Source organism: Lentibacter sp. XHP0401, from assembly GCF_025751535.1.
Lineage (GTDB): Bacteria > Pseudomonadota > Alphaproteobacteria > Rhodobacterales > Rhodobacteraceae > Lentibacter.
The window spans coordinates 1-24,883 of record NZ_JAOWLC010000018.1; the positions used below are offsets into that span (position 1 = coordinate 1).

Consider the following 24,883-nt stretch of genomic DNA (forward strand, 5'->3'; position numbering starts at 1 on the left):
GTGGGCGGGGGTGCCACCCCGGCCGTGACGCTCAAGTATCGGGGGGCGGGGCGGGGGGTCAAGGTGCTGCAGCGCGGGGTTGCGTTTTTTCGCTGTGCTATATGCCGACCGAAGCGGGGGGACCAGTCCCCCCGTGCCCCCCTTGGGATATTTGGAGCAATAAGAAAGAAGGGGCGGCGGCGATTCCTGGCGCCGTGACGGGGCTTAGAACCTTTCGGCGCGCAGGACTTCACAATCGGTGATATTGACCACGCCGATGTGTTTTTCAACGACTTTGAAGGCGGCGGTCAGCAGCGTATCGAGCCGCTCTTCGCGCACGATGCAGATGACTTGCACCATGCCTTCGGCGCGACTGACCTGGCCCGAGCGCGTCCATTCGCCCGAGCGGCCGGAGCCGCCGTAGACCGGCAGGATGGTGTAGCCGTGCACACCTGCGCCTGTGAGCGCGGCGGTCAGGCGGGTTTGCATGATTTTCTCGATGGTGATTTCGACGCGTTTGGCTTTGTGGGTTTGCATGGCTCAGACTCCGAAGACAAAGCTGGCGACCGCGAGGTAAAGCGGGATGCCAAGCACGAGATTGAACGGGAAGGTCACGCCGAGAGAGAGCGTGAGATAGATGCTCGGGTTGGCCTCGGGCAGGGCCACGCGCATGGCAGCGGGCACGGCGATATAGCTGGCGGAGGCCGAGAGCGTCATCATGAGGACTGTGCCGCCGAGGCTGAGGCCGAGCAGGAGCGCGGCCAACAGGCCGAGGGCCGCTCCGATGGGTGGCATGACAATGCCGAAGGCGATGCTGCCCCAGCCGAGCAGCTTGCCGCCTTTGGCGAGGCCACGGCCTGCGACGAGGCCCATATCGAGTAAGAACAGGCAGAGCACGCCTTTGAAGGGGGCGACGACGAAGCTGCTGATTTCGGCGAGGCCGTCCTCGCCTGTGATCATGCCGATAAAGAACGCGCCGACCAGCAGGACGATGGAACCGTTGAGCATGATTTCGCGCCAGAGGCCTGCGTCCATACGGCCTGTCCCGCCACGCGAGATGAGCCAGAGCGCGGAGAGGATGGCGGGGGCTTCCATGGCGGCAGCAACGGCGACCATATAGCCTTCGGCCGCAATTCCGCTGCTTTCGAGCACCGAGGTGGCGGCGACAAATGTAACGATCGAGATCGAGCCGTAGTGGCCGGCCACGGCGGCGGCGTTGAGCCTGTCAAGCCCCGACATGGCGCGCAGGAGTATGAAGGCCAGGAGCGGCAGGAGGGCCGAGAGGATGACACCTGCGACGAGACTGAGGCCAAGGGTGAGATCAACCCCGTGCGCTGCGACGCTGACTCCGCCTTTGAAGCCGATGGCGAAGAGAAGGTAGATCGAGAGCGCCTTGGCGGCGGCCTCGGGGACCGAAAGATCGGATTTGGCGAGCGAAGCGGCAAGGCCAAGGGCAAAGCAGAGAACGATGGGAGAGAGCAGGTTGTCAGCTGCCAGTGCCAGAATCTCTGCCATGGTGTCCCTCGTTTCTTTTCACAAATTTGTACCTAAATAGGCGACATTTTCGCTAAGGGAAGTGTTGCTCGCGCTTTTTTACGGGCCAGTGCTCAGATTGCGGTGAAGCTGCCTGTTTCGGGATGATATTGCTCAACAGCGCCATCGGCGATGTCGTGCCAGAGGCCATGGAGCGTAAGCTTGCCGCTTTTGACATCATCGGCGATGAAGGGGAATGTCATGAGGTTTGACAGCGAGACGAGCACAGCCTCTTTTTCGAGCGCGTCTGGTTGCTCGGCTTCGGGCAGGCCTTTCACATTCTCGTAGCCCGGGCGCAGGATATCCATCCAGCGGCCGACGAAGGATGTTTTCTCTTCCAGCTCGGGTGCTTTGCCCGAGCACATGTCAAGACAGCCCTGAACGCCCCCGCAGTTTGAGTGCCCCAGCACGATGATATGCGCGACTTTGAGCGCACTCACCGCATATTCGACAGCGGCGGATGTGCCGTGTTGTGCACCATCGGGCTTATAGGGCGGCACGAGATTTGCGATGTTGCGATGCAGGAAAAACTCACCCTGATCGGCGCCGAAAACCGAGGTGACATGCACACGGCTGTCGCAGCAGGAGATAACCATGGCACGCGGGCGCTGGCCTTCATCGGCAAGGCGGCGATACCAGGCTTCGTTTTCAACATAGGTTGTGGCGTGCCAGCCGTGATAGCGCTGCACAAGGTATGAGGGCAAGGGTTTGGCGTGTTGCATGGTTTGTCCTGTTTGGTTTGAACCTGAATAGGCGGTATTCGCGGATAATTCGAGAGAAAACGCGCTTGGAGGTAAACCATTTGCGAGGGTTTGCCTGCCATATTGGTCCGTGCCGTGGGGCAAGAACCAAAGGGTGAGACTATGAAACAGATAACGATGCTTGCGATGAGCGAGCCTATAGAGCTGAACGCAGAGACGCTTGAGGGGCTGTATGCAGAGCTGGGTGATGCGGCAGCGGAGGATATTATCTGCCGCGCGATGGAAGAGTTGGCTGTGAAGCTGGCGCAGGTTGACCGGCTGTATCGCAGTCACCAGATTGATATGATGCGCAAAACCGTGCGCTCCATGAGTGCGATTGCGGGGCAGATCGGGATGAGCATGTTGGCGCGGGTTGCGGGGGATGTGCTGATATGTGTCGATGCCGGCGACAGCACCGCGCTGGCTGCTGTGGTGCAAAGGCTGATGCGTGCGGGGGAAAGCTCGCTCACCGAGATATGGCAGGCGCAGGACCTTTCGATCTGAGGGGGAAGTTTAAGGTTCACTCTCGTTTGCAAGTTGCATTAGGCTGATTTTTGAAACCAGCCAAAGGATGCTACCCCGTGGACTTGAAACCTGTGGACTTGAAATTTGCCTCTGTCGATGTTGATGCGACGCCGCTTTATTTGCTGGAGGCGGACGGGCTTGAAGCCTGGCTTGGGCAGCAGAGCGTGCCTGTCAAAACGTGGGTAAAGGGTGCGGGCTTTGCTGCAAAGCCGGGCGAGGCGCTGGCTGTGCCCGCGACCGACGGCAGCATGCTTTGTGCGCTGGCGGGCTATGGCGATGTGGCGGCGCGCAAACGCGGGCGGTTTGCCTTGGCGGCGGCGGCGGCGAGGCTGCCCGAGGGGAACTATAAGCTGGTGAGCACGCTTGAGGGCCCCGAGCTTGAGGCCGAGGCGCTGGGCTGGCTTTTGGGGCAGTATGTGTTTGACCGTTATGCCGAGGCGAAAGCCCCGGCGGCGCGGCTTTTAGCGCCTGAAGGTATGAACGCCGCCAAGATCGAGGCGATTGCCAAGGGCGAGGCGCTGACGCGCGATCTGATCAACACGCCAGCGAACGATATGGGGCCTGTGGCGCTTGAGGCGGCGGCGAGCGAGTTGGCGCAGGCGCATGGTGCGGAGTTTCATGTCATCCGCGGCGAGGCGCTCTTGGATGAGAACTTTCCGCTTATTCACACGGTTGGCCGCGCAAGTGACCAAGCGCCACGGCTGATTGACATGCGCTGGGGCGCGGCCGGGCCGAAGCTGACACTTGTGGGCAAGGGGGTGTGCTTTGACACAGGCGGGCTCAATCTGAAGCCCGGTGCTTCTATGGCGCTGATGAAGAAGGATATGGGTGGCGCTGCGACTGTTCTTGGCCTTGCGCATATGATTATGGCGCTGGAGCTGAAGGTGCAGTTGCGGGTGCTTATCCCTGCGGTGGAAAACGCGGTGAGCAGTAATGCCTTCAGGCCCGGAGATATCCTGACAAGCCGCAAGGGGCTGACTGTCGAGATTAACAACACCGACGCCGAGGGGCGGCTTGTGCTGGCCGATGCGCTGGCCTTTGGTGCGGAGGGCACGCCTGATCTGATGATCTCGATGGCGACGCTGACAGGCGCGGCGCGTGTCGCGGTCGGGCCTGACCTTGCGCCGTATTTCTCTGACGATGAAGGCTTTGTGAGTGCTTTGGAAACTGGCGCGGCAACGGCGCAAGACCCTGTCTGGCGGATGCCGTTCTGGGAGGCTTACGAGACAATGATCGAGCCCGGTATTGCCGACCTCGATAACGCGCCGAGCGGGGGCTTTGCAGGGTGTATAACGGCGGCGCTTTTCCTGCGGCGCTTTGCGGGGGATGTGAATTACGCGCATTTTGATATCTATGGCTGGAACCCTGCGGCCAAGCCCGCGCGGCCCAAGGGGGGCGTCGGGATGGCGGCGCGTGCGCTTCTTGAAGCCTTGCCAGAGGTATTGGAACTATGATGGACCGTCGCACAACACCGAACAACGGGCGCGTGGCTGCCGAGCGCTTGCAGGGGCAAGTCGAGGCCGAGAAATTTGTCGAGGGAGCGGCGCGTCAGGTGATGGTGCCTGTTGCCGACCTTATGCGCGCGCCGGATGGCAAGCGGGACCGCCAGTTGCTGTCGGGGCAGGCTGTCCAGGTGTATGAAGAGCTTGATGGCTGGGCCTATGTCGAGAGCGCGCTGGACGGCTATGTCGGATATTTGCCTGCCGGGAGCCTCGGTGCGGTGAGGGACGCGACCCACCGTGTGAGCGCGCGGGCCACGCATATTTATACGCAGGCCGATATTAAAAGCCCTGATCGGGCGAGCCTGAGCATGGGCTCGACCCTGCGGGTTTTGCGTGAGCAGGAGGGTTTTGCCAAGATCCCCGAGGGGTTTGTGCCGCTGGTGCATTTGAGCGGGATGGAGCCGGAGACCGACCCTGTGACTGTGGCCGAACGGCTCATTGGCACGCCGTATCTTTGGGGCGGGAACTCGGCCTTTGGCATTGATTGCTCGGGTCTTGTGCAGGCGGGTTGCACGGCCTGCGGGATTGCCTGTGCAGGTGATTCCGACATGCAGGAAGCCCGGCTTGGCGAGGCTTTGGCGGAGGATGCGACGCTTCAGCGCGGAGATTTGCTGTTCTGGAAAGGGCACGTGGCCTGGGTGTCTGACGAGGCGACCTTGCTTCATGCCAATGCGCATCACATGGCGGTGGCTTACGAACCGATTGAAGCGGCGATTGCGCGGATTGAGGCGCAGGGCGACGGACCCGTCACCGCGCGCAAGAGACTTAAGGAGCTGTTATGAGCGATACGTTTTTCCAACCCGTTTCAGGCATGGACCTGCCGCGCTTTGCGGGGATTCCGACGTTTATGCGCCTGCCGCATCTGGCGCGGGGAAGCGAGCGCTGGGCTGATGTGGATGTGGGTATCATTGGCGTGCCCTGGGATAGCGGCACGACCAACCGCCCCGGCCCGAGGCACGGACCGCGACAGTTGCGGGATGCGTCTACGATGATCCGGGCGGAGCATGGCGTGAGCGGGATACGCCCGTTTGAGGCGCTGAACTGTGCGGACCTTGGAGATGTGGGGCCGAACCCTGCGGATATTGCCGACAGCATGCAACGGATTACGGCGTTTTATAAAGAGGTTATCGCTGCCGGGATTGTCCCGTTGACGGCGGGAGGCGATCATTTGTCATCTCTGCCGATCTTGCGGGCGGTGGCCGAAAAAGCACCTGTCGGGATGATCCATTTTGACAGCCACACCGACCTGTTTCACTCGTATTTCGACGGCACGATGTATACCCACGGTACGCCGTTTCGCCGCGCTTGCGAAGAGGGATTGCTTGACCCGAAGCGGGTGATCCAGATTGGCATTCGCGGGACGCAGTATGACAGCGAGGACCGTGATTTTGCGCGAGCCGAGGGCATACGTATCGTTCCGATTGAGGAGTTTCATGCCCGCGGGGCGGAAGATGTGATGGTCGAGGCACGCGAGATTGCAGGCAAAGGCGCGACTTATCTGAGCTATGATATCGACTTTGTCGACCCGACGTTTGCCCCCGGAACAGGCACGCCGGAAGTGGGCGGGCCGAACTCTTATCAGGCGTTGCAGGTGGTGCGGGGGCTGACGGGTGTAAACTTAGTGGGGGCGGACCTTGTTGAAGTCTCGCCCCCGTTTGATGCCAGTGGCGGCACGGCCTTCCTTGGTGTTTCGATCATGTTCGAAATGCTCTGTCAGATGGCCGCGTCGCGTGCGTTGTAGGCTTCGGATTTGGCTTTGCCAAATCCGACCAGTTGAGGGGGACGCCGTCCCCCTCAAACTCCCCCTAACTCCCCCTGAGGTATTTTTGAACAGAAGAAGTTGACTGAGGTGTTTCGGGCTTAAGGGAGGTGTGACGTGAGCCCGAAGCCTGTTAGCGCCTGAGGCAGGCTTCGAAGCCTTCAGCGAGATTGTTCATCAGCGCGTTATAATGGCCTGCGCCGACGGGCAGCTCTGCGCCGAGCGGGTCGATCTCGACTGCGGGAATTTCGAGCGTTTCGGTGATGAGTTGGATGCTTGCTTCGGGTGTGCTTGGCTCGGTAACGAAGCAGCCCAAATCGGGGGCTTCTGTAAGCAACTCGCGCAAATGTGCAGGGCCCGCATCCTGATCATCGGCGTCGGTGACAGCGGCGTGTGACGTGAGGCCGAAGCGGGCTTCAAAATATTGATAGGCATCATGTGCTGTGAGGAATTCACCGCCTTCAAAGGGCGCAAGGCGCGCGGTTGTTTCGGCGATTTGAGCTTTGATCGCTTCGGCCGCTGCCATTGCGTTGGCGCGGTAGGCCGCGGCATTGTCAGGGTCAAGTTTGGCGAGTTCTTCGGCGATGAGTGGCAACCAGATAACGGCATTCTCCGGGTCTAGCCAGACATGTGAGTCTTTGCGGATATCTTCGGCGACTTCATCTGCGTGATCGTCGTGGGCGTGTTCGTCCTTATGCTCGTCATGATCGTGATCATGCCCTTCCTCGTGCGTTTCTGCCGCTTCATGGGCTTCGTCGCCATGGTCATGCCCGTGGTCGTGATTATGCGCGCCACGCTTGTCGAGAAGGGTGATGCCAGCGGCTTGCATAAGGGGAAGGCTGGCCGCATCGGGGGCCATTTCGCCTTTGGCTTTGTCGAGCCACGGGGACATGAGAGGGCCGACCCAAACCAGGAGATCGGCGTCTTGCAGGCGCTTGGCCTCGGACGGGCGCAGCGCGTGGCCGTGAGGAGATGTGCCGGGCTTTGTGAGCAGCTCCGGTGTGCCCAGATCGCCCATGACCTGGGCGGTGAGGCTGTGCACAGGCGGGATATCAGTAACGATTCTCGGGGATTCGGCGGCGAGAGGTGTTGCGAGCAGGGTGCTGCAAACGGTAAGGTACTTTAACATGGTGACTCCTGAAAGTGGGTAGACGTGTTGGGTGATTTGTTATAACATAACATTATGAGTCAAGGTATGAAACCCGAAAAAACCACCCCCCCGGCTCCGGTCGGATTTGGTGCGCATGATCATGCGCATTGCAAAACCGAGGCGATGGCAAAGGCGCAGGCCGTGTGTGAAGCGCGCAAGCTCCAGTTTACGCCTGTGCGCAAACGGGTGCTTGAAATATTGCTGGAGAGCCATGAGGCGCTTGGGGCTTATGATGTGCTTGCGCGTCTGGCGGCAGAGGGTCTTGGATCAAAGCCGCCTGTGGCCTACCGCGCTTTGGGTTTTCTGGTTGAACACGGGTTTGCCCACCGTATCGAGAAGCTGAACGCATTTGTGGCCTGTTCCCATCCGGGGCGTGCGCATGATGCGGCGTTTATGATCTGCCGTGACTGCGGACTTGTGGCCGAAGCGGAGCCGCAATCGCCTCTGCGCCGAAGTGCCGGAGCGGCGGGATTTCAGATTGAATCGATGGTGATCGAGGCGGAGGGACTTTGCCCTGCGTGCATTCCCGAGGACAAGGCATGAGTCTGATCGAGGCGCGGGGGCTTTCGAAAAGCTTCGGCTCGGAAGTGGTTTTGCATGATGTAAACCTTGCGATCGAGCGTGGCGAGATTGTTACGATTGTGGGGCCGAACGGTTCTGGAAAATCGACTCTTTTGCGCATGTTTGCAGGGGTATTGAAGCCCAGCAACGGTGAGTTGAAGCAAGAAGCCGGCCTCAAGATCGGCTATGTGCCGCAGAAGCTTGAGCTTGAGGCGAGCTTGCCGATGACGGTGCGCCGCTTTCTGGATGTGCCGCGACGGGTGAGTGAGGCTGCTGCAGACCGCGCTTTGGAGCGGGTCGCTATAGCTCCGTTGAAGCAACGCAGCCTTACGGGGCTTTCTGGCGGGCAGATGCAGCGGGTTTTGCTGGCGCGGGCGCTGATTGTGGAACCTGATATCTTGATGCTGGACGAGCCGACGCAGGGTTTGGACCAACAGGGGCAAGCCGACTTTTACCGGCTGATTGAAGAGTTGCGTGCCGAGATCGGCTGCGCTGTTTTGATGGTGAGCCACGAGCTTCATGTGGTGATGAGCGCGTCAGACAGGGTGATTTGCCTGAACGGGCACATCTGCTGTGAGGGGACCCCCGAGATTGTGCGCAATGCGCCGGAATACCGCCGCCTGTTTGGCACCGGCACGCAGGGCGCGCTGGCGCTTTACCGCCATGAGCACGACCATGTGCATGACGAAACCTGCGCGCATGAACATGAGGAAAACCACTGATGCTGAATGACTTTCTGATGCGCGCGGGGCTGGCGGGCCTTGGCGTTTCGCTGGCTGCGGGCGCGCTTGGGCCATTTGTTGTCTGGCGGAGGATGGCCTATTTCGGGGATGCGATGGCGCATGCCGCCATTCTGGGTGTGGCGCTGTCGCTGGGCTTTCATATTTCGATCTTTGTCGGCGTTTTGCTGGCGGCGTTGCTTGTTGCCGTGTTGTTTATCGGGCTGACGCGGCGCAGCCAGAGTGCGGATAGCTCGCTGGGTGTGATTGCACACTCGGCGCTTGCTTTTGGTCTTGTGGCTGTGGCGATGGCGGGGCCGCGTGTGGAGGTGGAGGCCTATCTGTTCGGCGATGTTCTGACCGTTTCTCGCGCTGATCTGGCGCTGATCTGGGGCGTTGTCGCTGCCGTTGTTCTTTGGCTTATCTGGCGCTGGCAGGCACTTGTGACATGGGTTTTGAGCCCTGATCTGGCCGAGACCAGCGGATATAACACGAAGCTTGAGGAAATGGGGCTGATCATGGCGCTGGCGCTGGTTGTGGCTGTCGGAATCAAGGCCGTTGGCGCGCTTTTGATCACGGCGCTTCTGATTATTCCTGCCGCGAGTGCGCGCCCGCATGTGCGCACCCCCGAGGCCATGATTGCATTGTCGCTTTGCTTTGGCGCGCTGGCGGCTGTGGCCGGGCTGCGCGCAGCACTTTGGCTTGATACGCCTGCGGGGCCAAGCATTGTCTGCACAGCGGCGATTGCCTTTGCGCTTTCGATGATCGTGGCCAAAGTGCGGGGCCGCTGATGTATAAGCGTTATGCGGTTTATCACTGTCCAGAGGGTGCTCTTGGGGCGTTTGGCACGGCATGGCTGGGCAACGGGCGCGAGCTTGTGGCGCAGCCTTCGCGCTATGGCTTTCATGCGACATTGAAAGCGCCTTTTGCTCTGGCCGAGGGGCAGAGCGAGGGCGGTTTGGCGGGGGCAGTGAAGGCGCTTGCCGCGGGGCTTCGGCCTGTTGAAATTGAATTGGAGCTGGCGCGGCTCGGCAGCTTTTTTGCGCTTGTGCCGAAGGGCGAGACGGCGGCACTGCGTGCGCTTTCCGGCGCCTGTGTGCTTGAGCTTGAAGCCTTCCGCGCACCTATGAGTGAGGCGGAATACGTGCGCAAGCTGCGGCCTAATATGCCAGAGCGGCAGGTGGAGAACCTGAAACGCTGGGGCTACCCCTATGTGCTCGACGACTTCCGCTTTCACCTGACGCTGACGGGGCCTGTGGCGAAAGCTGCACGTGAAAGTGCGGAGGCTGAGCTGCGTGCGGTGCTGCCTGATGTGAGCGCGCCGTATGCTGTGAACACGATTTGCCTCTGTGGCGAGGACGCCGGCGGGCAGTTTCGTGTCATCAAGCGGTTTGCTTTAGGCGGGGCGTAGCCCGAGGATTTCGCGCGCTTGGGCCGGAGTTGCCACGGGGCGCTCGTATTTGGCGCAGAGGTCTGCTGCGCGCGCTATCAGCGCGGCGTTTGACGGCGCGAGGGTGTCGCGGTCGAGCCTCATGTTGTCTTCCAGCCCTGCGCGGGTGTGGCCGCCTGCAGCTATGGCCCATTCATTAACCACAACCTGATTGGGCCCGATGCCAGCGGCGCACCACTCGGCCTCTGGCGCGCGGGTTTTCATGATGTGAACGTAAAAATCGAACACTTCGCGGTCTGCTGGCATGGCGTTTTTGACGCCCATAACGAACTGCACATAGAGCTTACCGAAGAGTGTTCCTTGCTCGTGCATACGGATTGCGCCGAGGATGTGGGAGAGGTCAAACGCCTCCACCTCGGGGGTGATTTCGTATTTGACCATCTCGGAAGAGAGCCATGCGACAAGGTCGGGGCTGTTTTCATAGACCCGCGTCGGGAAGTTGTTGGACCCGACGGAGAGCGAAGCCATATCGGGGCGTAAGGACAGCATCCCGCCGCGCTCCTGGCCTGCGCCGGAGCGGCCGCCTGTCGAGAACTGTATGATCGCCTCGGGGGCGTGCTTTTTGAGCTGGGCTTGCAGCTCGGCAAATTTCTCGGGGTCGGAGGTGGGTGTTTCATCGGCGTTGCGCACATGAGCGTGGATGATGCTTGCACCTGCTTCGATGGCTGCGAGGGAGCTTTCGACCTGCTCTGTGATTGTGGTTGGCACGGCAGGATTGTTCGCTTTGGTGGGAACCGAGCCTGTGATGGCGCAGCAGAGAATGCAGGGTTTGGTCATGTGATTTGCCTTAAATGTCGAAGAATACGGTTTCGTCTTCGCCTTGGAGGCGGATGTCGAAGCGGTAGGTATCGCCTGTGCGCTTGGCCACAAGGGTGGCGCGGCGGTGCTCCCATTCGATAGAGTTGAGAACGGGATCAGCCGTGTTGTCCTCATCGTCAAAATAGAGCCGCGTATTGAGGCCCACATTGATGCCGCGCGCAACGATCCAGAGGTTGATGTGCGGCGCCTGCATCTGGCCGTGGCGACCAAGGGTTGCCCCTGGTTTGACCGTGTCAAAGCCCCACTCGCCTGTCGCGAAATCGGTGATGACACGGCCCCATCCACTGAAGCCTTCTTCAACGTCGCCCGCGCTTTCGGGGTGGGCGTAGACGCCTGCGGAATTGGCTTGCCATGCTTCAAGCAGCACGTCTTTCACGGGCGCGCCTGTGCCGTCGATGACCAAGCCTTCGACGCGGATACGCTCGCCTGCCGCATTGGGGCCGGCGATGTCATGGCCGAGCTCTTCGCGGTAGATATCAAAGCCAGCCGCGCCCGGCGCGAGGCCGATGTGCACGTAAGGGCCAGCTGTTTGGGAGGGGGTTTCTTTGAGGTATTTGGGCGTATTGCTCATAATCAATTCCCCTCCAGCTTGTTTTCAAAGAGTGTCGAGCGCCGCCCGCGCAGGACGATATCAAAGCGATAGGCGATGGTATCAAGCGGGATTGTTGCGTTCATGTCGAGCTTGGCGGTGAGCTGGTCTATGGCCGCAGGATCGGGGATTGTTTGCACAATCGGGCAGCGGGCGATGAGCGGGTCGCCTTCAAAGTAAAGCTGGGTGATGAGGCGTTGAGCAAAGCCCGTGCCGAAAACTGAAAAGTGGACATGTGCGGGGCGCCAATCGTTAATACCGTTGCGCCACGGGTAGGCGCCGGGCTTGACGGTGCGGAAGTAATAGTAGCCTTCTGCATCGGTCATGGTGCGGCCGCAGCCTCCGAAATTGGGATCAATCGGGGCGAGGTAGGTATCTTTTTTGTGTCGGTAGCGTCCGCCGGCGTTTGCCTGCCAGATCTCGACCAGAGTGTTTGGCACTGGGCGGGCGTTTTCATCGAGCACGCGGCCATGGATGATGATACGCTCGCCTATGGGGCTTTCGCCTGCTTTGGCGTAATTATTCAAGAGGTCGTTGTCGAGCGGGTCGATATCATTGTGGCCAAAACGCGGGCCGCTGATCTCGCTTGGAGTGTTCTCAAGCGAGATCAGCGAATAGCGCGGCGAGCGGGCGACAGATGTTTTGTAAGCTGGCGTGAGGGCCGGCGCGTGCCAGTTGCGATCACGTTGGTAGAACTCGGCTGGTTTCATCTGTCTGCCTCCATTTCGGCATATGTCTCTTTGGCCAGTTTCAGCGCGTGGTTGGCGCGGGGCACGCCTGCGTAGAGCGCGACATGCTGGAACACCTCAAGCACATCGGTTTTGCTCGCGCCCGTGCGGGCTGTGGCACGGATGTGCATCGGGATTTCATCAAAATTGCCCAAGGCGGCGAGAAGCGCAAGGGTCAGCATGGAGCGCTCGCGCTCGGGGATGCCATCAGAAGCCCAGACATTGCCCCAGGCTGTCTCGGTGATGAGGGTTTGAAAGGGGGTGTCAAATTCGGTTTTGGCAGCCTCGGCACGGGCGACATGATCTTCGCCGAGGATGCGGCGGCGCACTTGCATGCCTTTGGTGTAACGGTCGGTCATTTAAAGCTCCTAGTAAGGCAAACCAACGTAATTCTGCGCCATGACGCTTTGCGCCGTTTTATTGCTGCGCAGAAAGTCGATATCGGCCTTTTGCATTTTGAGATCGAATTCATTCTGAACGGGAAAGCGGTGTAGAAGGTTGGTCATCCACCACGAAAAGCGCTCGGCTTTCCAGACGCGGGCGAGGGCTTTTTCACTGTAGCTGTCCAGCCCTGCGCTGTTTTTTTCAAGGTAGTGCTGTTTGAAGCCCTGGAAGAGATAGTGAATATCGCTTGCCGCTGTGTTAAGGCCCTTCGCGCCCGTGGGCGGGACGATATGAGCGGCATCACCGCAGAGGAAGAGGCGGCCCCAGCGCATGGGCTCGGTGACAAAGCTGCGCAACGGGGCGATGGACTTTTCGATGCTTGGGCCTGTCACGAGCTTTTCAGCGTGATGGGCGGGGATGCGGCGCTTGAGCTCTTGCCAGAAGGCATCATCTGTCCAGTCTTCGGGGCTGTCAGAGAGGGAACACTGGATATAATAGCGCGAAAGCTTGGCGTTGCGCATGGAGCAGAGGGCGAAGCCGCGCTCGGAGGCGGCGTAGATCAGTTCGTCGTTGACGGGGGGTGTTTCCGAGAGGATGCCGAGCCAGCCGAAAGGGTAGAGCTTTTCATATTCGCGACGCACAGTGAGGGGGATCGTCTGGCGCGAGACGCCGTGGAAGCCATCGCAGCCAGCGATGAAGTCACAGTCGATGCGGTGTTCTGCACCGTTGATATCGTAGGTGACATAGGCTTTGTCGGTGTCTGCGCCGTGGATTTGCACCTGCTCGACATTGAAGACGGTTTGCAGGCCAGCGGCCTCGCGGGCATCGTAAAGATCTCGGGTCACTTCGGTCTGGCCATAGACGACAACGGATGTGCCGGTGTGCTCTTTGAAGTTCACCTCGAACTCTTCATCGCCGTAGGAAATGATTGCGCCGTTATGGATGAATCCTTCGGCATCGAGCCGCTCGGCAACGCCTGCTTCGCGCATGAGGTTGACCATACCGACCTCAAGGATGCCTGCGCGGATGCGACCCAAGACATAATCACGCGTTTTGCGCTCGAGCACCACAGCGTCGATGCCTTGTGTGTGAAGGAGTTGACCGAGGAGGAGGCCAGAGGGGCCGCCGCCGATGATGACGACTTGGGTACGCATGGGGCTTGCCTTTTGTGGTGTTGAAGGGAGTTTACTGACCTTAATTGTTATGTAAAATGAATAAATCAGCCTTATAGTTTCTTAAAAAGGAAAGTTATGGACCGCCGCATTAAGCTTCGTCATGTTGAGGCCTTTGTCGAGATTGCCCGCCAGAAGAGCCTTAAGGGCGCGGGCGAGGCGCTTGGGCTGACGCAGCCTGCGATCTCCAAGATACTGAAGGAGCTGGAGGATATTCTGGGCGCGAGCCTTATGAGTCGCGGGCGCGGCGGTGTGGAGCTGAGCGCGGCGGGCGTTGTTTTTCTTAAGGGTGCAGAGGCGAGCCTGAGTGCGCTGAGGCAGGGGTTTGACGGGGTCACAAGGCTTCAAAAAGGCGGCGCGGGGGCGCTGAATGTGGGTGCGATGCCGAGCGTGGCAGCGCGTGTGCTGCCACTGGCGAGCCTGAAGTTTCGCAGCCATGAGCCAGAGACGGTGCTGAAGGTGGAAGACGGGCCGCACGGTTTTTTAATGGAGCGGCTGCGGACGGGGGCGCTTGATCTGGTTGTCGGGCGGATGGGGCCACCTGCGACCATGGCGGGGACCAGCTTTACGCCGCTTTACAGTGAGCAGGTGGTTTTTGTTGCGCGCGCAGGACACAACCTCAGCGGGGCAACGCGACTTGAGGCGCTGCGGGACCAGCTTGTGATTTACCCGTCCGAGCGCGCGGCGATCAGGCCACTGGTGGACCGGCTTTTTATTGCTGAAGGTGTTGGCGAGTTGCCTCACCGGATTGAAAGCGTATCGGGTGATTATGGCCGCGGGCTGACGCGGACGAGCGAGGCGGTCTGGATCATTTCCGAAAGTGTTGTGGCGGGCGATATCGAAAGTGGCCTGCTGGAGAAGCTGCCGTTTGATACGGGGATAACAGCGGGGCCAGTGGGGATTATGACGCGGGCGGAGGAGGATACCTCACCTGCGGTTCAGCTCTTTCGCACGGTTTTGGGCGAGGCGGTGGAGGCGCTGGGGCTGCTGGTTTGAGAGCTGTGCTTTACCCTCGCGCGCTGTGAAATGTGATGTTAGCGTTGCGGCGAAGGCAAGGGAGGAACCTGGACCATGGCAAAGACAACATCTGACAAAATGCGCGCATGGACCGGGCCGGCTTTGTTTACCTACGGGTTCAGGCCATTTTTCTTGTTTGGTGCGGTTTGGGCCGCTTTGGCCATGATCCTGTGGATTGCGCAGCTTGCCGACGCATTGGAATTGCCGAGCAGTCTGGACAGCGTCTCATGGCATGCACATGAGTTTTTGTTTGGGTATCTGAGCGCTGTGATTGCCGGTTTCTTGCTGACCGCTGTGCCGAACTGGACGGGGCGGATGCCTGTTGTCGGCTGGGGGCTGGCTGTTTTGTTTGCGATCTGGCTGGCCGGTCGCGTGGCGTTGGCGACATCGGCTTGGTGGCCCGGGGGTGTTGCCGAGGGGGTGGATCTTGCTTTTTCCATCGTTTTGGGCGGGGTGATCCTGCGCGAAATTCTTGCGGGCAAGAACTGGCGTAACCTTGTGGTACTGGTGCTTTTGGCGGTGTTTACGGTTGCCAACCTGACCTTTCATATCGAAGCGGCACAGGGCGCATACGCAGCGCAGGGTTATGGGCTTCGCCTTGGCGTGGCTGCGGTTGTATTGATGATTGCGCTGATTGGCGGGCGGATTGTGCCGAGCTTCACGCGCAACTGGCTTGCCAAACAGCAGGCCGTGCGGCTGCCTGTGCCGCCGATGCAGCAGTTTGACAAAGCCGTGATGGTTGCCACGACGGCGGCGCTTGCGCTGTGGGTTGGCGTGCCTGCACATCCGCTGACGGGTGTGACACTTGTGCTTGTGGGGGCGCTTCATCTGATACGGTTGATCCGCTGGGAAGGTGCGCAAGCTTTGCGTGAGCCGCTCCTGTGGGTGCTGCATTTGGGCTATGCTTTTATTCCACTGGGCGCGCTTGTGGAGGGCGTGAGCATTCTGCGGCCAGAGTGGCTGACGGTGACAGGGGCGCAGCATGTCTGGATGGCTGGAGCCTTTGGTTTGATGACCGTGGCGGTGATGACCCGCGCTACGCTTGGACACACGGGGCAGGACTTGCGGGCGGATACCGCTACTTTGGCGATTTATCTGGGCCTCATCGGGGCGGTTGCCCTGCGGGTCGCGGCGGCTGTCTGGCCCGAGGCGGCGAGCCTGCTTTACAATATTTCGGGGTTGCTTTGGATCGGCGCTTTTGGCGGGTTTGCTTTGATCTATGGCCGCCTGTTGCTACGGCCAAAACCTGCGAAGGCTTAAAGCAAAACGGCTCCGCAAGGTGCGGAGCCGCTTCTGGTTATCGGGAATGCCTTAGAGGCTGGCTGTGAGTGCCGCGACGATGGCATCGCCCATCTCGGAGGTGCTGATTGGTTTTGCGCCATCTTCGCCGAGCAGATCGGCCGTGCGTGCGCCATCGGCGAGCACTTTCTCAACGGCTTTTTCAAGACGATCGGCCTCTTCGCCCTGATCAAAGCTGTAGCGCAACGCCATGGCGAAGCTGAGCACACAGGCAATCGGGTTGGCTTTGCCTTGGCCAGCGATATCGGGCGCGGAGCCGTGCACCGGCTCGTAGAGCGCTTTGGGGCGACCATTGGCCATAGGCGCGCCAAGCGAGGCGGAGGGTAACATGCCGAGCGAACCTGTGAGCATCGCGGCGGCGTCTGAAAGAAGGTCACCAAAGAGGTTGTCGGTGACGATGACATCAAACTGCTTGGGCCAGCGGCAGAGCTGCATGGCGCCAGCGTCGGCATACATATGCGACAGTTCGACATCAGCATACTCGGCTTGGTGCACCTCGGTGACAACTTCGCGCCAGAGAATGCCTGATTCCATGACGTTGGCTTTTTCCATCGAGCAAACTTTGTTGCCGCGTTTGCGGGCAAGCTCGAAGGCCGAGCGGGCGACTCGGGCGATTTCTGACTCGGTGTAGCGCTGGGTGTTGATGCCGATGCGCTCGTTGCCTTCTTTGAAGATGCCGCGCGGTTCGCCAAAGTAGATACCTGAGGTGAGTTCGCGCACGATCATGATATCAAGGCCGGCGACCACGTCTTTTTTGAGCGATGAGAAGTCGGCCAGCGCATCAAAGCACTGCGCGGGGCGCAGGTTTGAGAACAGGTCCATCTCTTTGCGCAGGCGCAGGAGGCCGCGCTCGGGCTTTACGGAAAAGTCGAGCGCATCATACTTCGGGCCACCGACCGCGCCGAGCAGAACGGCATCAACCTCTTGGGCTTTGGCCATCGTGTCGTCATGCAGCGGTGTGCCGTGTTTGTCGTAAGCCGAACCGCCGACAAGGTCTTCGCTCACGTCAAAGGCGAGATCGCGATTTTTGCCAAACCAGTCGATGACCTTGCGGACCTCGGCCATAACTTCGGGGCCGATGCCGTCACCGGGAAGGATAAGAAGCGAAGGGTTGCTCATGATGTGGTTCCTCGTTTGAATAGCTTGGCTCTGAGCTAGCGGCTGCCGCGGGAAGGGTCAAGAAACATAAGGTGCAAGGCCTGTTTTGAGCGCCTCCCAAACCACGCTGATGCGTGGCACACGGCGCAGCGCCTCGGGCGTTGCGAGCCAGACGGGCAGTGGCGGAATGGGAAAGTCGGGCAAAATTTCCTCAAGGCCTGAGGCTTGTGCGATTGCGGTTTGGCAAAAGCCGATGCCGCAGCCTTGGCGCACAAGTTCAAGATAGGTCACCTGATCATCGCATTTGGTGGCGAAGGTAATTTTCTCGGCGGGCAGGCCCAAGGCGCGCATCCCCTGCAGGATCAGCCCGCTTTTGTCATAGCCGACGATGTCGTGATCGATAAAGTCTTCAATGGAGTGCGGCCGCCCTTTGCGCGCGAGATAACCTGGGGCGGCGTATATCCCGAGATCGAGCGCGCCGAGCTTTCGGGTGACGATATCCAGCTGGGAGCTTTGAAACATGCGCACGGCGATGTCGGCTTCGCGAAAGAGCAGGTTTTCCTGAACGTCAGAGGGAATGAGTGTGATGTGGATGGCGGGATGGGTCTCGCGCAGCTTTGCGAGGATGTCGGGCAGAAAAAACTGCGCGACCACATGGCTTGCCGTGAGGCGGACCGTGCCTTCGGCGCGCGCGCTTGTGCCTGCGGCGGTGAGGGCGATGCTGTTCATGGCCTCGCGCATCCGGCGGGCGGGCACGACCATCTGCCGGCCTGTTGTGGTGAGCGAGAGACCTCGCGGCTGACGGATGAAAAGCTCGGCTTCAAGCGCGGCTTCGATCTGTTTGATCTGGCGGCCAAGGGTTGGCTGACTCTGGCCAAGCTTGCGCGCAGCCGCCGAAAGCGAGCCCTCTTCGGCAACAGCGAGAAAGGTCTGAACCAGCGACCAGTTGAGAGAAGCGATGTGATTATCCATTCATATATGAATAGCATATAGGCGAAATATGGCAATTTATAGTCACAAGAGAATGGATCAACTTACCTGTGAGAGATGTCACAGGAGAGAAACATGACACAGACAGCATTGATTTTGGGCGGATCCGGCAAGATCGGCGCGCATGCGAAACGGGCCTTTGAGGCGGCGGGCTGGCGCTGCCGTATGTATGAACGCAAAGCTGGCAATATGGCCGAGGCGGCGATGGGATGTGATGTGATCGTCAACGGGCTGAACCCGCCAAACTATCACAACTGGGCGGAGCTTATCCCTGCGATCACCGAAGAGGTGATTGCCGCGGCGAAGGCGAGCGGGGCAACGGTTATTCTCCCCGGAAATGTGTACGTGTTCGGGAATACGGGCGGGACATGGTCGGAAGACACGCCGCATCGGCCTACGTCACGCAAGGGGGTGATCCGCGCCGAAATGGAAGTGCTCTATGCACAAAGCGGCGTGCAGGTGATCAATCTGCGGGCGGGAAATTTCATTGACCCTGACAAGAACGGCGATGTCTTTTCGATGTTGATTGTGCCCAAGCTGGCGAAGGGCAAGGTGGGTGCGATGGGCGATCCGGCAACGCTGCAAGCCTATGCCTATCTGCCCGATTGGGCGCGCGCGGCAGTGATGTTGGCGGAAAAGCGTGCCGAACTGGGGGGCTATGAAGACATCCCCTTTGCTGGGCACGCCTTTTCGCTCGATGCGCTTAAGGCAGATATGGAGCAGATAACAGGGCGCGTGCTAAGGTATAGCGCGTTTCCGTGGCGGATGATGCGGCTTGCCGCGCCGTTTTGGGAGCTTGCACGCGAGCTTGTCGAGATGCGCTATCTTTGGAACACGCCACATGCGCTTTCGGGGCGCAAGCTGAAGGCGCTTCTGCCCGAGTTTGAAGACACGCCGCTGCGCGATGTTTTACGGCAGTTTGATATCAACCCAGACAAGGCGATGGCGGCTGGCCGCGAGGGCGAGCGCGTGGCCTGAGGAGGGGGGCGCAGGCCAGTAGATCCCCGCATTTGTCACGTTGATATCCGCCGAAGGCAGAACGAAATCGACGCGCATGTTGCCGGGGCCGACTGTGTCGTTGGTGGGTTCGCTCCAGTCGGCCGTATCCAAGGCAGGGTCGCCGAGGTGTGCCGGAGTGGCCTCAAGTGCTGCGCCCTCGCTCTCGGGGCGAGGGTCTTGCAGCTTGGGGTGAGCGAGCAGGCTTCGCATGACTTCGCGCCACCCTGTGCCATCGGCGGGGTCGAGATTGGCTCCGAAAGCCAGAATGAAGGGACCGGCAGGCGGCGTGCCGAGACGGCCTTCGATATGGTGCAGCCAGAGGGCGTTTTCGTCGTGGTTGCGCTTGCCGTTGCGGTCCTCCTCGCCGTCAAAGACGGGTGGTGTCGCCTGGGAAATGAGCAGGGTGAGCGGACCTTTGGGAAGTGTGACGGGCAGGGACCAATGCGCCGTATGCGAGAGGCGTTGTGCCGCGAGGGCGTCTTCAGACGGGAAGGGCGCGCCGTCTGCGTGCGTGGGCAAGAGGGCTTCGGGAAAGTCGCGCCACAGGAGGGCAGAGAAGTCTTGCAACCCCGCTTCATCAAATGGCAAACGAGAGAGTACGGCCAGCCCGCCCTGGCCTGCATAATAACCAAAGCCCTGCGCATCGCGCGGGGTTCCGAGGCGGCCATCGCCGTCCATATCAAGCCCGGTGGCCCAGCCCGTATTGGGGCGGCGGGCGAAGGCGTATGGGTAAGGCTTGGTTTTGTCTGCGAGCAGGCCAGCGAAGGCTTTGAGCGCCTTCAGCTCTGCGTCGTAGTCAAAGTCTGCGAGCACGAGGATGTCGGGATTGGCTTTTGCGATCACATCACGGGCGGCGAGAACCTGTGCCTCTTGTTTGCCGATGTCGCGCAAGAGAAGCCCGGGGCCTTTGCGGCTAAGGCCCGCACTGAAAAAGGCAACGCGCAGCTCTGTTGCCCAGAGCGGCGCGCTATGTGTTGCAAGGAAAAGGAGCGTAAGAAGCGTTAGGCCGAGGCTGTTTGCATTCCGTTTTTTTCCACCTCGGAATAGGCGCGATTGCGCTTTTCCTCGATCAGCTCGGCGATGCGCCCCATGGCGATGCCGCGCATGATCATGCTGGCAGGAAGGAAGGCCCATGCTGTCATCATCCAGATCAAGGTCTGTGGGCTCTGCATCGAGATCGGGTCAATGAAGCTTGATGCGGCTTTCACAATCGCTGGGATCAAGAATGGCAGCAAAATCCCTAACACAATGTTAAGGCCTGCATCTCTTTTGAGGCGGTGGACGACATCGCCACCTGCTGTCGGATCAAACAGGGGGAGGTTGATCCAGACGTTGAAGGCGCGATTGCGTGTGGGCCAGCCGAGCAGGCGGACCATTGTCACGAAGACAAGCAGGGTGACCAGAGAGATCATGTAAGCAATGCCCGCAGAAATGCGCACGGAGGTGATGAGCTGTTCCGAGGCTTGCTCGGGCATCATCAGCACCATGAGGCGGACAGGGGAAAAAGGAAAATCAAGTGCGCCGCCCCAAGCTGTTCCGATTTTGTGCAGCACGCCTGCCATGCCGCCGGACCCTGAGGTGCTGGCCAGAATGACAGATAGCAGCGTGACCGAAACAAACAGCGCCAGAAAGCGCAGCCGGTTGAACGGCGAGGCATAGCGGAATTCAACGATTGAAGGGTATTGGCTGTAATATTCGATGAATGTCATCAAAAACGCCAAAAGCGCGACCAGCACGGTGATCTGGCTTGTATCGGCACTGACGTTGGGTAGCAAAAGAGACGGCATAAGCACCAGCAAAGCCATCAATACTGCGCGCAAAGCTGCGCCTGTTACACGTGTGAACACTGCCCAATCCTCTCAACTTGGTCGGTCGCGATACGATGCCGCGTCCTTGTTCCAACTTGAATCCGCTCTTTATGGCGGTATGCCTCAATCTTGCCCAATTTTTGCCTTCTTTCGATTCCCAGCTCAAGTCATGGACTGATAAGAGCTTGGAAATGGGGCGTTTTAAGGGAGGAAGTGGTGCGAGATTGCATCATTCACGGTTCACAAATGTGGCGAACGCAAACAGTTTTACTAGATTTGGTGTGAACTGGCCGGAGAGCCCATAGGGGCAGGTTTGGAAAGTTTTAATCAAAATGTCGGTGAAGCGGCCATAAGGGTGTCTCATGGCCGCTTCTGATGGCTTAGACCCAAGGGCGCGCTTGCGCGGCCGCGGCCTCGAATGTGTCGATTGCGGCGGCCTTTTCCAGAGTCAGGTCGATATCGTCGAGGCCGTTCATGAGGCAGTGCTTCTTGAAGGCGTCAACTTCAAACGCAAAGCTCTCGCCATCGGATGTGGTGACTGTCTGGGCTTCAAGATCAATGTCCATGCGCGCATTGGCGCCTTTTTCGGCGTCTTGCATGAGCACATCAACCGCTTCTTGCGGCAGCACGATAGGAAGGATGCCGTTTTTGAAGCAGTTGTTATAGAAGATGTCGGCGAAGGAGGTTGAGACAACCGCCTTGATGCCGAAATCGGCCAACGCCCACGGGGCATGCTCGCGCGAGGAACCGCAGCCGAAGTTATCGCCCGCAACAAGAATCTGGGCCTCACGGTAAGCGGGCTTGTTGAGCACGAAGTCTTCGATCTCGGTGCCATCGCGATTGTAGCGCATCTCGTCAAAGAGATTTTTGCCGAAGCCTGTGCGGGCAATCGACTTCAGAAACACCTTGGGGATGATCATATCGGTGTCGATATTCACGAGCGGCATCGGCGCGGCAATGCCTGAGAGTTTTTCGAACTTTTCCATTACATCATCTCCCGAACGTCTGTGAGGTGGCCTGTGATTGCGGCAGCGGCGGCCATGGCGGGCGACACGAGGTGTGTGCGGCCCTTGTAGCCTTGGCGGCCTTCGAAGTTGCGGTTTGAAGTGGCGGCGCAGCGCTCGCCTTCGGCCAGTTGGTCGGGGTTCATCGCGAGGCACATGGAGCAGCCCGCGAGGCGCCACTCGAAGCCGGCCTCTTTGAAGATGTCGGCCAGGCCTTCTTCTTCGGCCTGCGCACGGACAAGGCCCGAACCCGGAACGATCATGGCACGCATGCCGTCTTTGATCTTTTTACCCTTCAAGATTGCAGCCGCGGCGCGCAGATCTTCGATGCGCCCGTTGGTGCAGGAGCCGATGAAAACCGTATCGATCTGAATATCGGTGAGCTTTTGGCCCGCTGTGAGGCCCATATACTCAAGTGCGCGTTTGGCGGCGTCGACTTTACCGCCCTTGAAACTGGCGGGGTCAGGCACGACGCCTGTGATGGGCAGCACGTCTTCGGGCGATGTGCCCCAAGTGACGACCGGCTCGATGTCTTCGGCCTTGAGGGTGACAACCTTGTCAAAGACGGCGTCTTCGTCTGTGTAGAGGGTCTTCCACCAGTTGAGGGCAGCTTCCCATTGTGCGCCTTTGGGGGCGTGGGGGCGGCCTTTGACATAGGCGTAAGTTGTCTCGTCGGGCGCAATGAGCCCTGCGCGGGCGCCACCTTCGATGGCCATGTTGCACACGGTCATGCGGCCTTCCATCGAGAGATCGCGGATCGCTTCACCGCAATACTCGATGACATATCCTGTGCCGCCTGCTGTGCCTGTTTCGCCGATCACGGCCAGTGTAATGTCTTTCGCGGTGACACCTGGCTTCAGCTTGCCGGTGATCTCGACCTTCATGTTTTTGGATTTGCTCTGGATCAGCGTTTGGGTGGCAAGCACATGCTCGACCTCGGAAGTGCCGATGCCGTGGGCCAGTGCGCCGAAAGCGCCATGGGTGGCTGTGTGGCTGTCGCCGCAGACAACTGTCATGCCCGGAAGGGTCCAGCCCTGCTCGGGGCCAACAATATGCACGATGCCTTGGCGCACGTCGGAGACAGGATAGTAATGCACGCCAAAATCCTTGGCGTTCTTGTCCAGAGCTTCAACTTGAATGCGGCTCTCTTCGTTCTCGATCCCTTTGGCGCGGTCAAGCGTTGTGGGGACATTGTGATCGGGCACAGCGATTGTTTTATCGGGGGCGCGCACGCTGCGGCCCGTCAGGCGCAGGCCTTCAAAAGCCTGTGGTGATGTGACCTCGTGAACAAGGTGGCGGTCAATGTAGAGCAGACAGGTGCCATCGTCGGCTTCATGCGCGACATGGGCATCCCAGATTTTATCATAGAGCGTTTTGGGGGACATGGGTCCTCTCCCGTGTTGTGAATTGGGTTGGGCGGTTGTGACGTGAGGGAGCGCGCTTAGAGGCACGCTGCGACGAGACGCTCTTCAGAGAAGAATCGCTCACGCAGGCGCGCGCGGTCGTCGATGTCGAATATCCGTGTCATGGCTTAGCAGATATAGACTGGAAGCTCGCACTGCAAGAGTTTGCTAGGCTTGCCCTTGCCCGACGTGCGCAGCCGTGTAACTCTGGAAAGAAAAAGAGCGCCCATGGAAAACGAGACAACGGCAGCAACAAATGCAAACCCAATGGAGGCCAGCGGGCCAGCGGAGCCTGATGTTGGACAGGTGAGCGAAGTTGTGGTGAGCGAGGCACAGGAGATTGCTCTCTCGCTTGCGGGAAAGGCACAGGTTTTTCTGGAAGGCCTTATGCGGCCGTGGAATGCTTATCAGATCGGCATTGCTCTTGTGGTGTTTGTTGTGGCGCATTTGCTGGCCAGTTTTTTTGCGCCGCGCTTTAACAACTGGATGCGCTCGCGGGAGAACTGGCCGAAGTGGCAACTCAGGTTCCTGCTGTTGGTTTACCGCAGGCTCAGGCTGTTTTTCTTTGTTCTCATGATCTTTCCGCTGGTTTGGGTTATGCGGGAGGTTACATGGCCATCACGCACCTATATACTGGGAATTATCGCCAATCTTGCGCTTGCGTGGATTGTGATCACGATCGTTACCCGTCTGATAAACAACGGATTTCTACGCACTCTAGTGCGATATGCGGGCTGGACCTGGGCGACATTGATGGTGCTCGGGATCACCGAAGAAGCCCGCTCACTTATGGATTCTGTTGCCATTGAACTGGGCAGTTTGCGGCTCTCTCTCTGGACGGTGGCGCAGGCGGTTTTCACCCTTGCTGTATTGCTGTTTCTTGCGCGGTTTGTCTCGAAATCCATGGCCAGCGGGGTGCGGCGCAACGAGGATATCAGCCCGAGTATGCAGGTGCTGGTCATCAAGTTTGCGCAGGTCGGGCTTTACGGGTTGGCGCTGTTTGTCGGGCTGCGCGCCACGGGCGTGGACCTGACGGGGCTTGCTGTTCTCTCCGGTGCAATCGGTGTGGGCCTTGGTTTCGGTTTGCAAAAAGTGGTCTCGAACCTTGTGTCGGGTGTGATCATTCTGCTCGATAAATCAATCAAACCGGGGGATGTGATCAGCCTTGGCGAGACCTTCGGCTGGATCAACACGCTGGGCGCGCGCTACACCTCGGTTGTGACGCGGGACGGGCGTGAGTATCTGATTCCGAACGAGGATTTGATCACCGGACAAGTGGTGAACTGGTCGCATTCGGACGATTTTGTGCGGCTGGATATCTTTTTCGGTACGGCTTATGGCGATGACCCCCACAAGGTGCGCGCGCTGGCTATTGAAGCCGCCAAAGGGGTTGAGCGGGTGTTGGTTCACAAGGCGCCAGTTTGCCATATCGTCGGATTTGGCGACAGTTCTGTCGACTATATCCTGCGGTTCTGGATCAAGGATCCGACGGGCGGGCTGACCAACATTCGCGGTAATGTTTACCTCGCGCTTTGGGACAAGTTTCAGGAAAACGATATCTCGATTCCGTTCCCGCAGCGGGAAGTGCGGATGTTGGGGGATGCGGCGGAAAAAGGGTAGGGCCGTGCGTGTGGCTGGCTGTGCATACACCAGTA

Annotated in this window: 27 protein-coding genes; 12 read left to right on the forward strand and 15 right to left on the reverse strand. The window is 59.4% G+C overall.

Annotated elements, in window-relative coordinates:
• Positions 1–204: 204 nt before the first annotated feature.
• From OE750_RS17605 to OE750_RS17615, 3 genes are all read right to left on the reverse strand, one after another.
• Positions 205–516, reverse strand: a complete 312-nt coding sequence (locus tag OE750_RS17605) for a P-II family nitrogen regulator (protein WP_263765614.1) — start codon at positions 514–516, stop codon at positions 205–207.
• A gap of 3 nt (positions 517–519) precedes the next feature.
• Positions 520–1,494, reverse strand: coding sequence for a sodium-dependent bicarbonate transport family permease (locus OE750_RS17610; protein WP_263765615.1), 975 nt, complete (start codon positions 1,492–1,494; stop codon positions 520–522).
• Between the two features lie 92 nt (positions 1,495–1,586).
• Entirely contained in the window at positions 1,587–2,234 is a 648-nt protein-coding gene (locus OE750_RS17615; protein WP_263765616.1) for a carbonic anhydrase, read from the reverse strand.
• Positions 2,235–2,375: 141 nt separating this feature from the next.
• On the opposite strand from OE750_RS17615, the gene OE750_RS17620 reads away from it, so the two are divergent.
• From OE750_RS17620 to speB, 4 genes are all read left to right on the forward strand, one after another.
• A complete protein-coding gene (locus OE750_RS17620; protein WP_263765617.1) occupies positions 2,376–2,756 on the forward strand; it encodes a hypothetical protein in 381 nt (126 codons plus the stop codon).
• Between the two features lie 83 nt (positions 2,757–2,839).
• The gene (locus OE750_RS17625) at positions 2,840–4,231 is read left to right on the forward strand and encodes a leucyl aminopeptidase family protein (protein WP_412176244.1); all 1,392 of its coding nucleotides are present in this window, start codon (positions 2,840–2,842) and stop codon (positions 4,229–4,231) included.
• Positions 4,228–5,061 (forward strand): C40 family peptidase, encoded by an 834-nt coding sequence (locus tag OE750_RS17630; RefSeq protein ID WP_263765619.1) that lies wholly within the window; start codon positions 4,228–4,230, stop codon positions 5,059–5,061. The genes OE750_RS17625 and OE750_RS17630 overlap by 4 nt, the downstream gene beginning before the upstream one ends.
• Positions 5,058–6,020, forward strand: a complete 963-nt coding sequence (gene speB / locus OE750_RS17635; RefSeq protein ID WP_263765620.1) for an agmatinase — start codon at positions 5,058–5,060, stop codon at positions 6,018–6,020. Before OE750_RS17630 ends, speB begins: the two co-directional genes overlap by 4 nt.
• A 151-nt stretch (positions 6,021–6,171) precedes the next feature.
• Here the strand turns inward: speB and OE750_RS17640 are convergent, their stop codons facing one another.
• Positions 6,172–7,167: a zinc ABC transporter substrate-binding protein gene (locus OE750_RS17640; protein ID WP_263765621.1), complete on the reverse strand. Its 996-nt coding sequence runs from the start codon at positions 7,165–7,167 to the stop codon at positions 6,172–6,174.
• A gap of 66 nt (positions 7,168–7,233) precedes the next feature.
• Between OE750_RS17640 and OE750_RS17645 the strand changes: the two genes are divergently transcribed.
• From OE750_RS17645 to OE750_RS17660, 4 genes are read left to right on the forward strand one after another with little or no spacing between them, the layout of a single operon-like run.
• Entirely contained in the window at positions 7,234–7,731 is a 498-nt protein-coding gene (locus OE750_RS17645; RefSeq protein ID WP_263765622.1) for a Fur family transcriptional regulator, read from the forward strand.
• A complete protein-coding gene (locus OE750_RS17650) occupies positions 7,728–8,471 on the forward strand; it encodes a metal ABC transporter ATP-binding protein (protein WP_263765623.1) in 744 nt (247 codons plus the stop codon). Before OE750_RS17645 ends, OE750_RS17650 begins: the two co-directional genes overlap by 4 nt.
• The gene (locus OE750_RS17655) at positions 8,471–9,259 is read left to right on the forward strand and encodes a metal ABC transporter permease (protein WP_263765624.1); all 789 of its coding nucleotides are present in this window, start codon (positions 8,471–8,473) and stop codon (positions 9,257–9,259) included. Before OE750_RS17650 ends, OE750_RS17655 begins: the two co-directional genes overlap by 1 nt.
• Entirely contained in the window at positions 9,259–9,879 is a 621-nt protein-coding gene (locus tag OE750_RS17660; protein WP_263765625.1) for a DUF1045 domain-containing protein, read from the forward strand. Before OE750_RS17655 ends, OE750_RS17660 begins: the two co-directional genes overlap by 1 nt.
• Here OE750_RS17660 and OE750_RS17665 read toward each other — a convergent pair.
• Genes OE750_RS17665 through pobA form a run of 5 tightly spaced genes read right to left on the reverse strand, consistent with a single transcriptional unit; the run spans position 9,865 to position 13,592 of the window.
• Positions 9,865–10,695, reverse strand: a complete 831-nt coding sequence (locus OE750_RS17665; RefSeq protein WP_263765626.1) for a 3-keto-5-aminohexanoate cleavage protein — start codon at positions 10,693–10,695, stop codon at positions 9,865–9,867. The two genes, OE750_RS17660 and OE750_RS17665, sit on opposite strands and share 15 nt — an antisense overlap.
• Before the next feature lie 10 nt (positions 10,696–10,705).
• Entirely contained in the window at positions 10,706–11,308 is a 603-nt protein-coding gene (gene pcaG / locus OE750_RS17670; protein ID WP_263765627.1) for a protocatechuate 3,4-dioxygenase subunit alpha, read from the reverse strand.
• 2 nt (positions 11,309–11,310) lie between these two features.
• Positions 11,311–12,036: a protocatechuate 3,4-dioxygenase subunit beta gene (pcaH, locus tag OE750_RS17675; RefSeq protein ID WP_263765628.1), complete on the reverse strand. Its 726-nt coding sequence runs from the start codon at positions 12,034–12,036 to the stop codon at positions 11,311–11,313.
• Positions 12,033–12,413, reverse strand: a complete 381-nt coding sequence (pcaC, locus tag OE750_RS17680) for a 4-carboxymuconolactone decarboxylase (protein ID WP_263765629.1) — start codon at positions 12,411–12,413, stop codon at positions 12,033–12,035. The genes pcaH and pcaC overlap by 4 nt, the downstream gene beginning before the upstream one ends.
• A gap of 9 nt (positions 12,414–12,422) precedes the next feature.
• On the reverse strand, positions 12,423–13,592 hold the full coding sequence (gene pobA, locus OE750_RS17685) for a 4-hydroxybenzoate 3-monooxygenase (protein ID WP_263765630.1): 1,170 nt from the start codon (positions 13,590–13,592) through the stop codon (positions 12,423–12,425).
• A 96-nt stretch (positions 13,593–13,688) separates the two neighbouring features.
• Here pobA and pcaQ point away from each other — a divergent pair, with 96 nt between their 5' ends.
• Both pcaQ and OE750_RS17695 read left to right on the forward strand, forming a co-directional pair.
• Positions 13,689–14,606 (forward strand): pca operon transcription factor PcaQ, encoded by a 918-nt coding sequence (gene pcaQ, locus OE750_RS17690; RefSeq protein ID WP_263765631.1) that lies wholly within the window; start codon positions 13,689–13,691, stop codon positions 14,604–14,606.
• A 75-nt stretch (positions 14,607–14,681) separates the two neighbouring features.
• Complete coding sequence (locus OE750_RS17695; RefSeq protein WP_263765632.1) at positions 14,682–15,887, forward strand: NnrS family protein; 1,206 nt, start codon at positions 14,682–14,684, stop codon at positions 15,885–15,887.
• A 51-nt stretch (positions 15,888–15,938) separates the two neighbouring features.
• Here the strand turns inward: OE750_RS17695 and leuB are convergent, their stop codons facing one another.
• Together leuB and OE750_RS17705 are read right to left on the reverse strand one after the other, a co-directional pair.
• Positions 15,939–17,045 carry a 3-isopropylmalate dehydrogenase gene (leuB, locus tag OE750_RS17700; protein WP_263765633.1) on the reverse strand — a complete coding sequence of 369 codons (1,107 nt, stop codon included), beginning with the start codon at positions 17,043–17,045 and terminating at the stop codon, positions 15,939–15,941.
• A 57-nt stretch (positions 17,046–17,102) separates the two neighbouring features.
• Positions 17,103–17,996, reverse strand: a complete 894-nt coding sequence (locus OE750_RS17705; RefSeq protein WP_263765634.1) for a LysR family transcriptional regulator — start codon at positions 17,994–17,996, stop codon at positions 17,103–17,105.
• Positions 17,997–18,089: 93 nt separating this feature from the next.
• Between OE750_RS17705 and OE750_RS17710 the strand changes: the two genes are divergently transcribed.
• A complete protein-coding gene (locus tag OE750_RS17710; RefSeq protein WP_263765635.1) occupies positions 18,090–18,992 on the forward strand; it encodes an epimerase in 903 nt (300 codons plus the stop codon).
• Here OE750_RS17710 and OE750_RS17715 read toward each other — a convergent pair.
• From OE750_RS17715 to leuC, 4 genes are all read right to left on the reverse strand, one after another.
• Positions 18,924–19,904, reverse strand: a complete 981-nt coding sequence (locus tag OE750_RS17715) for an endonuclease/exonuclease/phosphatase family protein (RefSeq protein WP_263765636.1) — start codon at positions 19,902–19,904, stop codon at positions 18,924–18,926. The two genes, OE750_RS17710 and OE750_RS17715, sit on opposite strands and share 69 nt — an antisense overlap.
• A gap of 110 nt (positions 19,905–20,014) precedes the next feature.
• The gene (locus OE750_RS17720; RefSeq protein ID WP_263765637.1) at positions 20,015–20,860 is read right to left on the reverse strand and encodes a hypothetical protein; all 846 of its coding nucleotides are present in this window, start codon (positions 20,858–20,860) and stop codon (positions 20,015–20,017) included.
• Positions 20,861–21,201: 341 nt separating this feature from the next.
• Positions 21,202–21,807 carry a 3-isopropylmalate dehydratase small subunit gene (gene leuD, locus OE750_RS17725; protein ID WP_263765638.1) on the reverse strand — a complete coding sequence of 202 codons (606 nt, stop codon included), beginning with the start codon at positions 21,805–21,807 and terminating at the stop codon, positions 21,202–21,204.
• Complete coding sequence (gene leuC / locus OE750_RS17730) at positions 21,807–23,210, reverse strand: 3-isopropylmalate dehydratase large subunit (RefSeq protein ID WP_263765639.1); 1,404 nt, start codon at positions 23,208–23,210, stop codon at positions 21,807–21,809. Before leuC ends, leuD begins: the two co-directional genes overlap by 1 nt.
• A 285-nt stretch (positions 23,211–23,495) precedes the next feature.
• On the opposite strand from leuC, the gene OE750_RS17735 reads away from it, so the two are divergent.
• A complete protein-coding gene (locus tag OE750_RS17735) occupies positions 23,496–24,848 on the forward strand; it encodes a mechanosensitive ion channel family protein (RefSeq protein ID WP_412176245.1) in 1,353 nt (450 codons plus the stop codon).
• The last annotated feature ends 35 nt before the right edge of the window (positions 24,849–24,883 follow it).

What these genes read in the sequence shown, in the direction of transcription:
- OE750_RS17605 (WP_263765614.1), bottom strand. Translation starts at nt 516, where the DNA reads ATGCAAACCCACAAAGCCAAACGCGTCGAAATCACCATCGAGAAAATC.
- OE750_RS17610 (WP_263765615.1), bottom strand. Translation starts at nt 1,494, where the DNA reads ATGGCAGAGATTCTGGCACTGGCAGCTGACAACCTGCTCTCTCCCATC.
- OE750_RS17615 (WP_263765616.1), bottom strand. Translation starts at nt 2,234, where the DNA reads ATGCAACACGCCAAACCCTTGCCCTCATACCTTGTGCAGCGCTATCAC.
- OE750_RS17620 (WP_263765617.1), top strand. Translation starts at nt 2,376, where the DNA reads ATGAAACAGATAACGATGCTTGCGATGAGCGAGCCTATAGAGCTGAAC.
- OE750_RS17630 (WP_263765619.1), top strand. Translation starts at nt 4,228, where the DNA reads ATGATGGACCGTCGCACAACACCGAACAACGGGCGCGTGGCTGCCGAG.
- speB (WP_263765620.1), top strand. Translation starts at nt 5,058, where the DNA reads ATGAGCGATACGTTTTTCCAACCCGTTTCAGGCATGGACCTGCCGCGC.
- OE750_RS17640 (WP_263765621.1), bottom strand. Translation starts at nt 7,167, where the DNA reads ATGTTAAAGTACCTTACCGTTTGCAGCACCCTGCTCGCAACACCTCTC.
- OE750_RS17645 (WP_263765622.1), top strand. Translation starts at nt 7,234, where the DNA reads ATGAAACCCGAAAAAACCACCCCCCCGGCTCCGGTCGGATTTGGTGCG.
- OE750_RS17650 (WP_263765623.1), top strand. Translation starts at nt 7,728, where the DNA reads ATGAGTCTGATCGAGGCGCGGGGGCTTTCGAAAAGCTTCGGCTCGGAA.
- OE750_RS17655 (WP_263765624.1), top strand. Translation starts at nt 8,471, where the DNA reads ATGCTGAATGACTTTCTGATGCGCGCGGGGCTGGCGGGCCTTGGCGTT.
- OE750_RS17660 (WP_263765625.1), top strand. Translation starts at nt 9,259, where the DNA reads ATGTATAAGCGTTATGCGGTTTATCACTGTCCAGAGGGTGCTCTTGGG.
- OE750_RS17665 (WP_263765626.1), bottom strand. Translation starts at nt 10,695, where the DNA reads ATGACCAAACCCTGCATTCTCTGCTGCGCCATCACAGGCTCGGTTCCC.
- pcaG (WP_263765627.1), bottom strand. Translation starts at nt 11,308, where the DNA reads ATGAGCAATACGCCCAAATACCTCAAAGAAACCCCCTCCCAAACAGCT.
- pcaH (WP_263765628.1), bottom strand. Translation starts at nt 12,036, where the DNA reads ATGAAACCAGCCGAGTTCTACCAACGTGATCGCAACTGGCACGCGCCG.
- pcaC (WP_263765629.1), bottom strand. Translation starts at nt 12,413, where the DNA reads ATGACCGACCGTTACACCAAAGGCATGCAAGTGCGCCGCCGCATCCTC.
- pobA (WP_263765630.1), bottom strand. Translation starts at nt 13,592, where the DNA reads ATGCGTACCCAAGTCGTCATCATCGGCGGCGGCCCCTCTGGCCTCCTC.
- pcaQ (WP_263765631.1), top strand. Translation starts at nt 13,689, where the DNA reads ATGGACCGCCGCATTAAGCTTCGTCATGTTGAGGCCTTTGTCGAGATT.
- OE750_RS17695 (WP_263765632.1), top strand. Translation starts at nt 14,682, where the DNA reads ATGGCAAAGACAACATCTGACAAAATGCGCGCATGGACCGGGCCGGCT.
- leuB (WP_263765633.1), bottom strand. Translation starts at nt 17,045, where the DNA reads ATGAGCAACCCTTCGCTTCTTATCCTTCCCGGTGACGGCATCGGCCCC.
- OE750_RS17705 (WP_263765634.1), bottom strand. Translation starts at nt 17,996, where the DNA reads ATGGATAATCACATCGCTTCTCTCAACTGGTCGCTGGTTCAGACCTTT.
- OE750_RS17710 (WP_263765635.1), top strand. Translation starts at nt 18,090, where the DNA reads ATGACACAGACAGCATTGATTTTGGGCGGATCCGGCAAGATCGGCGCG.
- leuD (WP_263765638.1), bottom strand. Translation starts at nt 21,807, where the DNA reads ATGGAAAAGTTCGAAAAACTCTCAGGCATTGCCGCGCCGATGCCGCTC.
- leuC (WP_263765639.1), bottom strand. Translation starts at nt 23,210, where the DNA reads ATGTCCCCCAAAACGCTCTATGATAAAATCTGGGATGCCCATGTCGCG.
- OE750_RS17735 (WP_412176245.1), top strand. Translation starts at nt 23,496, where the DNA reads ATGGAGGCCAGCGGGCCAGCGGAGCCTGATGTTGGACAGGTGAGCGAA.